This is a genomic window from Dokdonia sp. PRO95 (assembly GCF_000355805.1).
Classification (GTDB): Bacteria; Bacteroidota; Bacteroidia; order Flavobacteriales; family Flavobacteriaceae; genus Dokdonia.
In genome coordinates this window covers 121,623-133,218 of sequence record NZ_CM001837.1, presented here as the reverse complement: position 1 = coordinate 133,218, position 11,596 = coordinate 121,623, and the positions used below count along the sequence as shown (strand labels likewise).

Below are 11,596 nucleotides of genomic sequence, written 5' to 3'. Positions count from 1 at the left end.
AGGTAGTTATTTTAAGTTCTTAAAGAAAGAAGAAAAACAACGCACATAATGAGAGAACGATTATTGAAACAATGAGAATAGGTTTGTTTTTTATTTCTACTTGCATCTTGGGATAATGTTAGTTATAATCTATAGATGCAAATTTATGTAAAAGGTTGCGTGTGAGAATATTAATTTTTTGTAAGAGTTATCTTAACTTAACGTTTCTTACAGCAACATATTGTGATTTTTAACATTCCGCTTGCGCGAAAGCACAACAAACCCATTTCATAATAAGAGATGCGCTAGCTTTTAATTAATCAAACTTCCGAAAAAGATTGCGTTTAAAAATAGTTTGTTAGTTCCATACCAACTTCCTCTAAAGTTAGGGTTATCTGCAAACATCACGACGCGTCCTCGTCCTTTACGAGAGACCACAAGAGATGCACTCTTTTTCATAAAGGTGTTGAGATTCTTCTCAGAAATATAACCATCTATATGTGGCGCCGCCGAATATTGAGCAACAGTGTTATACTCATTTTTACTAGGCTGCAACCAGACATTATTATTTTTATATACAGGCAGCTTGTCATACCTGTATCCAAAAGCTAGTGGGTGGGTAAGATCTAAGTCTACCTCAAAAATAGCTCCACCTAGGCGCTCTTTTCCTCGATTAGGTCTTTGATTCACATAAGGCTCGCGCTCCATAGTTTTTGTAGAGTCTTTCTTGTTTTCTTTTGTGAGCGTTCCAGAGGCTATTTTTGATTTGATAGCCCAGCTACTTGCAGTTCCAGAAGTAATTAAGGTGTTTCCTTGTGAAACCCATGAAGTGAGATTTTCTTGAAATCGCTTAGATAAATTTCCATAGCTTCCAGAAACCATTACTACAGTGTTGTATTTGCTCAAATCTACTCTGTTAAGGTTGTTGCTCATCACTTTTGTAATAGGCATATGTACACGCGTATCAAGTAAATGCCATATTTCGCCAGCTTCGTACGAGCTTGTCCCATCTCCTATAATCATAAGCGCTTTTGGAGTATCCACTTTTCGGAAATTCTGACTTCCTAAGTCAATTCCTTTGATGCTAAAACCGGTATTTGCCGCATAGATTGGCACTTGGAATTTCTGTTGTCCAGATGTAATAATACGATACACTTCTTCTGGAGTTTTTTCTTGACGACTTACAGGCAGCATTAGTGTTCCGTAGTTGAAATCATGATTACCGCTCGTTGTTTTTGCAGTAAAAGGTTTGAACGCCGTCGCCATCGTCAGACCTTCACGCTGTAAATAAGCAAGCAAAGCAGGCGCATTATAATCATCATAATCGATGAGGTATGCATAATCTGTTTTTATTACCATTTGAACCTTAGTGAGCTCATCTGTAGACGTAACTTCGTTACCCAAGTTCGGTGTGCTAGACAATCCTTTGTAACGCATATTGTAAAAATTACCCACAGACCAAGCGCTTGCATCATAGTAAACACTGTCTCTGTATTTCTTATAGGTTTCAAAGAAGGACTGCACCATTCTTTTTTGCGCTTGTTGCGTAGGGACTACATAGCGACCATCTCCTTTGTCATATAACTTGATGCGATGTTTGAGAAGTTTGTCTATAAAAGCTTTTGTTCTGTTTGCGTCATAAGGATCTCCAAATTCATAAGCGGCTGCTTGATCTGTTTTTGCTTTCGCGAAAGCGGACTTAAAAAAATCTTGCTGGTACTTACGTAAAGTACCTTTATTCTCCACAGCAGCCTTTACAGTAGCCATCCCGGAGGTGTACTGATTTCTAATGGTAAAAGGAAAACTTATAGTTCCGAAATCTGTGTCCTGAAGATGCCCGCGACTACTTGCTTGTTCAAAAAGAAGTGCTAGTGCTCCCTGAAGATCCGGATATGACGATCCATAACCGGGGTAGGTGCCGTCAAAAGATTCCTTTGTAAAATAAAAACTACCTATCTCATCCAGCGCACTTGAAAAGTAAGGAGCAAAAAGATTGTTGAGGTCTTCGTAGTTTTCTTTAGGCATAATAGGATCCATACTGCCAATGGGGAGCATAGGCTCGAAAAAGTGACTACTGTTTGTACCCATCTCGTGAAAATCTGTAACTACATTAGGATACCACTCGTGATACCAATCTAATTTTCCGCGGCTTTCTGGATTTACGGCAAGTAGCCAATCACGGTTTAAGTCAAACCAGTAGTGGTTAGTACGTCCGCGTGGCCACATTTCTGTATGCTCTGCATCTATATTATCAGAAACTAGTGGTGAGCCTTTATAACTATTTGCCCACTGCGTGTGACGATCACGGCCATCTGGATTTATGGTAGGGTCTATAAATATGATACTGTTTTCTCTATATTTTTCTATTTCTGGATGTTGTGATGCCACGAGCGTGTATGCCGTGAGCAATGCCGCCTCAGAGCTGGATGGCTCATTGCCATGTACATTATAGCCAAGTTGTATAAAAACAGGAATATCATCATAATTGGTCGCGCGTTGCTTGGTGTCTACAAAGGCGAGGTGTTGGTTTTTAAGCGTAGGTAATATCTCTTGATTGTTAATGCTCGATACGGTAAGCATCACAAGTTTGCGGTTTTCGTGAGTTCTTCCGTATTCACTTAAGGTTGCTCTCGGTGATAATTCGGCTAGTTTTTGAAAATAGGATACTATTTGATCGTGACGTGTATGTTGTTCACCAATCTCATAACCTAGAAATTGTGCTGGAGAAGGGATTGCAACGTCAAAAGGTGCGTACTTTCCTGTAAAGTACTCTTGTGCGTGTAGTTGAGGTGATAACGCTTTCGCGAAAGCGAGTACTAAAAAACTTACAACTAGAATTCTATATTTCATTTGGATTGGTTTTGTTCTTTAAAAATACAGAAATAAATTTTGCACAATCAGTGCCTGAAAAATATTGTTTTTTGTACTACCTTTATTTGTGCACGGTTTTTGATACCTGCTAGATTCATCAAAAAAACGCTATGCGGTACTTTTACATTTTCTTGTTTATTTCATCACTTGCAGTTGCACAATCAACACCTGTAAAAGGGGTAGTTATTCCACAAGTAACCTTTGATAATTCGACAGATAACTATTCTTTATATCTACCAGCAGATTATAAGGAAGCCGTCAACTATCCGGTTGTGGTAATTTATGATGAGCTAGGTCGCGGGTCAAGTGCGGTACAGCAGTTTTCTATAGGTGCAGGATTAACAGAGAGTATAATAGCTAGCCCAAATTACAGACTAAGTGATACCCTCTCGATAGCTATAAACCAGAGTAAAGAATTTATAGAAAAGCTATCTCAAGCATACGCAATTGATAAGGATAAAATTATCCTCTCTGGATATGGAAAAGATGGTGTCATTGTAACATCACAAGCACAGGCAGATACATCTATTTATGGAGTCATAGCAATAGGAAATGCATTTTTAGATAAAAAAAGTCTTCGTAGTAATGAGAATCTTAAAATAGCCTTGCTTTCTCCAGATGAGGGCAGTCAGTATTACAAGTTAAGATCTTACAGTCGTAATTATGGTCTGAGAAAAAATCTGGTGAGTTATCACACCTATGATGGTGTAGACTGGCCTAGCGCAGGATATATAGCAGAGGCTCTTACGGCTATTTTGATAGATGAAACTACGAGTGACCAGAAGCTCCAATCTTATTATAATAGTGATGTAGCCTTTGGGAAAACAATGTACCGAAAGCAAGATGGTCTTAATGCTTTTGATTTTGTATCAACACTTAAAGACAAATATAAAAAGCGCCTTGACATCGACGAGCAGAAAGAGCTTTTAGATAACATCAAGCGACTTAAGAATTATAGATCAGATCGTGATATATACGCTATGTTCAGCTACGGTGAAGATCTCATGGCAGAGGAGTTTCAATATAATATCCGAGAGGATATGAGTAATAGTTACTTTAATAACTTAGGGTGGTGGAGTTACCAGATGGACGAACTTGATATGCAAATAGACAGCACAGATAATGCTATGATAAAACGCAAGTCGGCTATGCGTTTAAAGAGATTTGTACAATCTGAGGTTGAATTACAGTATAAAATATTAAAGCGTAAGGATACTAAGATTGAGCAATTGCTATTTGCAAACGTATTGAGGTCACTAGTAAACCCTAATAATCAGGATGCATTTATTCAATCCATATCATTGAGTGCAAGGGAAGGGGATGTAAATGCTACACTGTTTTATCTAGAAGAGCTTCTTAAAACGGGATACACAAACTACGAAGCATTATACAATATTCCATACACCACCGCAGCGCGCATAAGCAAAGAGTGGAATGACATTATAAAAGCCTACCTAGGAAAGTCTAAGTATTACTAGGGACTTGAACTTCTTTTATTGAGGCAATTATAGATGGGGCATTGCTAGTGCTTATAAAAAACTCATTCATTTTATTTTTAGTTTTTATGTGGAGATTTCCTCCAGTATGAGTGTTATATAAAGTTCCCTGAGGAGTAAATCTTATACCTATGCCCCAGTACCAAGGTATCTTTACACCTCGCGCTGTGGTTATATCTAGGTCATTTATAGCGATCTTTTTATAAAGTAGCCCTATCCCAAAACTAGCAATAGCATACTGACTAGTGATGATAATATCTAGCTTGTAAAATAGTATGAGAATTATAACAAAAAGAAGGCAGCAAGCAATTAGCGTATAGGGAGCGGTATCATTATCAATCCACTGCTTGATAATGAAATAGGTCATAAAAGCAATTGAGATTACGCATATTATCCCAATCAAATAAAAAGGCTGCGTCTCTTTATAATGTGTTTTACTCATAATTGATTATGCTCGTTATTTGTGTTAATGGAAATTACGGCTTTTAAATTATAGATTGTAGTTATAATTTTATAATTCTTGTATCTGGTGTTATTACTTGATTTTAAGCATGGTGACAATATTTTGTTATTGATTCAACTTGGCTCGATTTTTGGCTGTTCATTAATATGTTGACAACTAAGTTTTAGTTTTATAACAGTACTCATAAGTATTATTACATTTATCTAAATGGTAATTCAAAAATGTCGTTTATGGATTTTGGACAAGAAGGAAATAGTATATCGCTTACGCGCTTTGAGTCTATGCTTAAGACTAATGATGTAGTTTTCTTTGATGCTGAGGAATTTGAGAATATTGCAAATCATTACATTGAAAGTGGTAAGATTGCGCTTGCGCGAAAAGCTGTAAAGCTAGGTCTAGACCAGCATCCCACGTCTTCAAATTTAAGACTCTTTAAAGCCGAACTATTTATTTTTGAAAATAAATTTGACAAAGCAGATGCTATTCTCACGGAGCTACACTCGTTAGATCCTCATAACGAAGAAGTTTATATTCAAAAAGCAAATATATATAGTAAGCAGGATGATCACGAGAAGGCAATCCATTTGCTTGAGCAAGCTGTAGACCTAACTGATGACCCGGCAGATGTGTATTCTCTCATAGGAATGGAGTACCTATTTCTAGAAGATTTTCAAAATGCAAAGCTTAACTTCATGAAGTGCCTAGAGGTAGATGATCAAGATTATAGCGCGCTGTACAATGTAATTTACTGTTTTGATTTCTTAGAAGAGCACGACGGAGCAATAGACTATCTAAATATGTTTTTAGATAATAATCCGTATTGTGAAGTTGCTTGGCATCAAATAGGGAAACAATACTTTGGACTTAAAAACTATGAGAAGGCATTATCATCTTATGAGTTTGCAATTATAAGTGATGATAGGTTTGTAGGGGCTTATCTTGAAAAGGCAAAAGTGCTAGAAAAGCTAGGGAGATACAATGAAGCGCTTGAAAATTATCAAATTACTTTGGAGCTGGAAGATCCTACATCATTTGCATTATTGCGTATGGGTAAATGCTATGATAAGCTAGGAAGTGATGAGCTTGCTATCAAGCATTTTGAGCGTTGTGTGCATGAAGATCCATTGTTAGATAATGGCTGGATGGCAATCACAGATTTTTATCAGCAAAGGTTAGATTATCAAAAAGCCCTGTTTTATATAAATAAAGCAATAAATATTGATAGTGATAATGTCCTCTATTGGAAACGATATGCTACTATCAATCATAAACTTAAATTTCTTGAAGCGGCAGAGGAGGGTTACCGTCGTACCCTAGAATTAGGAAACTATGAGCTTGAAACCTGGTTATATAGAAGTGACATTCTCGTGCAGCTAGGTGAGCCTAATGCGTCTATTACAAACCTTACTCAAGCAATGGAGTTTTATCCAGAAAGCGCAGAAATTGCCTTTAGACTTGCTGGTCTTAACTATAGTAACGGTAATGATGTCCAGGGACGTTATTTCCTCATAAATGGATTGAAAATCGAGCCAGAATTCTCTATTATTCTAGGAGAATTATTCCCATATGCGGCGAGTAAAAAGGAAGTACTCGAACTAGTAAAGCAATACTTAGGTTAATACTATTCTAAAATCTTGTATAAATGTAGGTGCTTATTATGAAAGCTAGTATTTTAGCTTGACGCGAAAAAATAAATACCTATGCCTAAACCATCAGCTTCCTATCTACTTGTCATTTTAAAAGGTATGGCCATGGGAGCAGCAGATGTTGTTCCGGGAGTATCTGGAGGAACTATCGCATTTATATCTGGAATCTATCAAGAACTTATTGAAACAATTGATAAGTTAGATTTTGGTGTGCTTAAAGTGTGGAAAAAAGAGGGTGTAAAAGCAGCTATAGGACAATACAACCTCAAATTCTTAGGAAGTCTTTTTCTTGGAGTTGCCATAAGTATATTATCTCTTGCACGCGTTTTTAAATATTTGCTAGAAGTGTACCCTATAATGGTGTGGTCCTTCTTCTTTGGCTTAGTACTTGCGAGTATTTTATACATAGGAAAACAAATCACTAAGTGGAATCCTACAGTAATTATAGCCATGTTACTTGGCGTAGCCGTAGCCTATTTTATAACCATTGCAGCACCTTCAGAGGCACCTAATGTGTGGTGGTTTTATTTTCTTTCTGGCTGTATAGCTATTATAGCAATGATACTTCCCGGTGTTTCTGGTTCATTTATTCTAGTACTCTTAGGGTCATACGGTATGGTACTAGGTACAATTACAGATGCTCAAGATGCTTTGCTAGCTAGAGATTGGGCACTACTCCGAACTGCGATATTCAAGATTATACTTTTTGGAACAGGATGTGTTGTTGGACTCAAATTGTTTTCAAAAGTTCTTAAATGGATGTTTGAACATAAAAAGCAAATCACATTAGCCGTGCTTACTGGTTTTATGATTGGTTCGCTCAATAAAATTTGGCCATGGAAAGAAGTGTTATCGACTAGAATAGATAGACACGGAGAGGAAGTTTCTGTAGAGGCTGAGAGTATTTTACCATCTTCTTTTGATGGTGATCCTCAGGTGTTGTATGCGGTGGTATTTGCCGTAATTGGATTTGCACTTATTTTACTATTAGAAAGAGCTGCGGTTAAAAAAACAGTTTATGCAGACTGAGACTAGATCACTTTCTGATAAAGTCTGGCTAGTACTCAAAGGGCTAGCAATGGGTGCTGCAAATAAGGTACCTGGAGTTTCTGGAGGAGTAGTCGCATATGTAGCAGGTTTTTATGAAGAGTTTATTTATTCACTTCAAAAAGTTAACGGTAAAGCTTTAAAGTTGCTTTTTGGAGGTCGTCTCAAAAGTTTCTGGAGATATATAAATGGCAAATTTCTAGGGCTACTTATTCTAGGTATGCTTATTAGTTATTTCAGCGTTTCACTACTGCTAGATATCGCTATTCGCAATTATCCTTTACTCGTTTGGAGTGCTTTTTTTGGGATGATTATAGGTTCTATTTATTATATAGCAAAGGATTTTGAAGAGTGGACGAGGCGCAATATTGTGATGCTCATATCTGGGATTATATTTGGTGTGGCTATAAGTCTTATGGAACCAGCTCAAGAAAATGACAACCTCATTTTTGTATTCCTATGTGGTATTATAGGTGTTTCTGGGATGACCTTGCCGGGACTTTCAGGTTCATTTATTCTTATACTTCTAGGTAATTATGTACTTCTTCTTGTAGATGCTGTAAATGCACTGTTTGTCACAATGACGAGTGTTTTTGGAGGTGATTTTGGCTTTGTAGATGATCCTGAGCATATGCGCTTACTTACCGTACTTATCGTTTTTTCGCTTGGTTCACTTACAGGTCTTGTGACATTATCTCATTTTTTAAGTTATTTACTCAAAAAGTTTAGATGGGCGACTAATGCTGCTATTTTAGGCTTTATTATAGGCTCGCTTGGCGTTGTGTGGCCCTGGAAACTAGAAGTTTTTAAAAGGGATTCTTTAGGGGAGATAGCGATAGATAGAAATGGCAGTCCCATACTAGATAACTATGATCGTTACTTGCCTACAGAAATTAATATGGAAAATGTGCTCGCGGTATTTTTTATCCTTACGGGTATTTTTATGGTCGTGGCATTAGGTAAATATGGAACAAGAACAAAAGCTCGTGGATAAATACGGACTCATAGGAAAAGATATAGGATACTCATTTTCTAGAGGGTATTTTAAAAACAAATTTGAGAAGCTCGAGATAGCTGCAACATATGTGAATTTTGATGTCCCAGAAAAAGAGGCCTTAAAAGATCTTTTTTCTCCCGCTTACGCGAAAGGATATAACGTAACCATCCCATACAAACAAGATGTAATACCACTAGTAGATAATCTAAATACAGATGCCGAAGCCATTGGCGCTGTAAATACCATAAAAGTTGAAAGCGATGGAAGCTTAACGGGATACAATACTGACTTTATCGGTTTTAGAGATACATTATTAGAACATTTCGTAGATTCTCTTTTTGTAGGATTTGGCACTGCAGATTATGTAAGTAGAGACTTAAAATGCCTTATTTTAGGAACTGGTGGTGCATCAAAAGCGGTACACTATGCAATGAAACAGCTTGGTGTGCAATGTGTTTTTGTTTCGCGAAAGCGTAAAGAATCAACAATAACGTACGAAGATTTAGATAGGGAACTTATCGAGAGTCAGACATTTATAGTGAATACCACTCCGCTAGGGACGTATCCAGATGTAGAAGAGGCTCCAGATATTCCATATCTGTATTTAAATGAAACGCACGTGGCTTTTGACTTGATTTATAACCCAGCAGAGTCTGCTTTTTTAAGATATGCAAGAGAGCAAGGAGCAACAATAATTAATGGTTTGCGCATGCTAGAATTGCAAGCAGAAGCCTCATGGTCAATATGGAACAGCTAGAAAGCTGCATATTGCCCATATGTGCGCACTAAATAGTATATTTACCTATATTCAAATAGAACCCTAACATTGAAAGAAATGTCTGAAGAGAAGAAACCCCAAGATCCAAGTATTGAAGAGCATCTAGAAGAAACAGCTCCTGCCGCAGATCGCACGATGAATGCAGAAATAGAAGCGCTCGCTGCCGAGGCAAATGATACTGAATTATCTAAAGAGGAAGTAAGTGAAGCCGCTGCTACCACAACAGATGCCACGCCTACAGAAACAACAGAGGGTACTAAAGAAGCTCCTGTCGAAAAAAAGGAAGTGCCAAAAAAAGATTATACCGTTCTTTCAAAAGAGGAGTTAATTGCAGAGTTGCAATTGCTTATTAAAAATGAAAGAGTTACAGATATAAAAGATCATGTAGAAGAAATTAACACCTTAATCAATGCTCAGTTTGACGCAGAGCAAGAGGAGGCTAAACAAGCATTTCTTGCCGAGGGTGGAAATATTATTGATTTTAGATTCTTCTCTCCGCTTAAAAAAGCGTTCAATGAAGTGTATTACGAATACCGTAATAAACGTCAAGAATTTTATGAGCGTAAGCGCAAGGATCAAAACGCAAACCTTAGAGAGCGTCAAGCTTTAATAGAAGAAGTAAAAGCGTTAAGAGATGAACTTGGAGGAGCAGAAAGTGTAAATACTACCTTCAATAAATTTAAGGATATTCAAGAACGCTGGAACAATGCAGGTAACATTCCAAGAGATCGTTACAATCTGGTGTGGAATGATTATTACTTCCATATTGATGCATTTTATGAGTTACTGCACTTAAATCGTGATTTTCGCGATAAGCACTTCAAAGAAAATCTTGATAAGAAGTTACTTCTTATAGAAAGAGCAGAGGAGCTAGGAGCAGAGCCTAATATTAATAAAGCTTTTAAGGAATTACAATTACTTCACCGCATGTGGAAAGAGGAAATAGGTCCTGTAGCACGTGAATATAGTGATGAAATCTGGGACAAGTTTAGTGCAGCTACAAAGAAAATACATGATGCACGCGATGAGAAGCAGAAGGAAGTAGAAGCTTTGTGGGTGAAAAATCTTGAACAGAAAAATGAGATTATTGCCCAGATAAAAGAAGTAGCTCAAGACGATATTAAGGCTCATAAAACAGTACAAGCAAAAATCAAGAAAGTAGAAGCTTTACGTGATGAATTCTTTAAGGCTGGTAAAGTACCTAAAGAAAATAACGAAGAGACATGGGCTTCTTTTAAAGAGGCTACAAAATTATTCAACCACAAGAAGAATGATTTTTATAAATCTCAAAAGAAAGAACAATACGATAATCTTGCAAAAAAGCAGGCCCTTGTAAAAATAGCACAAGAGCATAAGGACAGTGATGATATTCCAGGAACGCTAGATGTGATGAAACGCATACAAGCAGACTGGAAAAAAGTAGGTCACGTACCTCGTAAGGATAGCGATAAAATCTGGAAGGAGTTTAAAGATGCGTGTAATCACTTCTTTGATCGCATGAAAGATTCTAAAAAGCAAGCAAATGCAGGGGAGCAAGAAAATCTAGAGAAGAAGCAAGCTTTAATGAAAACTGTAAAAGAAGCTAAGATGACTGGTGAGCGCGATGCAGATCTCACAGCAATCAAGGCTTTTATAGAAGACTGGAAAGCTATAGGCCGTGTTCCTTATGCTAAGAAAAATATCGATCAGGACTTTAATAAAGTACTTGATGGTCTTTTCAAGCAACTTGATATAGATAAAAAAGAAGCAGAGCTTATCAAGTACGAGAACCGTATGAGTATTATGGTTGATAGTGATGATGAAAGAGCTATTGAAAGAGAACGTTTCTTTATTCGTAAGAAGATAGATGAGGTAAAAGCAGAGATTAACCAACTAGAAAATAATCTAGGCTTCTTCCAGCATGTAGCAGATGATAACCCTATGGTAGCAGAAGTTCATAAAAACATTGCACGTCATAAGGAAGATTTAAACCTATGGAAATCTAAGTTGCGTAAACTGAGAGAAGCAATCACAGAAAGTCAGAAAGTAGAGGAGGAAGAAACGACCGATACAGAAGAAACTGAAGATACATCAGATTCATAACTGTAACATTTTGAGTATAGTGTCGTCTTTATAGTATCAATCAATCAATCATTAAAATCGACATTATGAAAACTCAAGTACAAAGAACATCGTCACAAAATCCGAGACAAGGAAGAAACTTAATTTTAGGAGTATATGTAATATTCTCCTCATTTTTAATTGCTTCCTACACGCTAGTACAATATTTCTCTATGTAGAAATAATAAAAAAACACAACTTAGGTTGTGTTTTTTTTTG

At 36.9% G+C, this 11,596-nt stretch carries 8 protein-coding genes; 6 read left to right on the top strand and 2 right to left on the bottom strand.

The genetic code is table 11. From position 1 onward, the window contains the following. Positions 1–291 precede the first annotated feature (291 nt). Positions 292–2,829 carry a M14 family zinc carboxypeptidase gene (locus D017_RS00535; protein WP_035334072.1) on the bottom strand — a complete coding sequence of 846 codons (2,538 nt, stop codon included), beginning with the start codon at positions 2,827–2,829 and terminating at the stop codon, positions 292–294. 131 nt (positions 2,830–2,960) lie between these two features. Here D017_RS00535 and D017_RS00530 point away from each other — a divergent pair, with 131 nt between their 5' ends. Further along, the gene (locus tag D017_RS00530) at positions 2,961–4,328 is read left to right on the top strand and encodes a hypothetical protein (RefSeq protein ID WP_152023835.1); all 1,368 of its coding nucleotides are present in this window, start codon (positions 2,961–2,963) and stop codon (positions 4,326–4,328) included. Here D017_RS00530 and D017_RS00525 read toward each other — a convergent pair. After that, positions 4,315–4,713, bottom strand: a complete 399-nt coding sequence (locus tag D017_RS00525; protein WP_152023834.1) for a hypothetical protein — start codon at positions 4,711–4,713, stop codon at positions 4,315–4,317. The genes D017_RS00530 and D017_RS00525 overlap by 14 nt on opposite strands. 326 nt (positions 4,714–5,039) lie before the next feature. Here D017_RS00525 and D017_RS00520 point away from each other — a divergent pair, with 326 nt between their 5' ends. From D017_RS00520 to D017_RS00500, 5 genes are all read left to right on the top strand, one after another. Further along, on the top strand, positions 5,040–6,428 hold the full coding sequence (locus D017_RS00520; protein ID WP_035334068.1) for a tetratricopeptide repeat protein: 1,389 nt from the start codon (positions 5,040–5,042) through the stop codon (positions 6,426–6,428). An 81-nt stretch (positions 6,429–6,509) separates the two neighbouring features. Then, positions 6,510–7,484 carry a DUF368 domain-containing protein gene (locus D017_RS00515; protein ID WP_035334066.1) on the top strand — a complete coding sequence of 325 codons (975 nt, stop codon included), beginning with the start codon at positions 6,510–6,512 and terminating at the stop codon, positions 7,482–7,484. Continuing rightward, a complete protein-coding gene (locus D017_RS00510) occupies positions 7,474–8,496 on the top strand; it encodes a DUF368 domain-containing protein (protein ID WP_035334065.1) in 1,023 nt (340 codons plus the stop codon). The genes D017_RS00515 and D017_RS00510 overlap by 11 nt, the downstream gene beginning before the upstream one ends. Then, entirely contained in the window at positions 8,468–9,256 is a 789-nt protein-coding gene (locus D017_RS00505; RefSeq protein WP_035334064.1) for a shikimate dehydrogenase, read from the top strand. Before D017_RS00510 ends, D017_RS00505 begins: the two co-directional genes overlap by 29 nt. Before the next feature lie 78 nt (positions 9,257–9,334). Beyond that, the gene (locus tag D017_RS00500) at positions 9,335–11,359 is read left to right on the top strand and encodes a DUF349 domain-containing protein (protein WP_035334063.1); all 2,025 of its coding nucleotides are present in this window, start codon (positions 9,335–9,337) and stop codon (positions 11,357–11,359) included. The last annotated feature ends 237 nt before the right edge of the window (positions 11,360–11,596 follow it).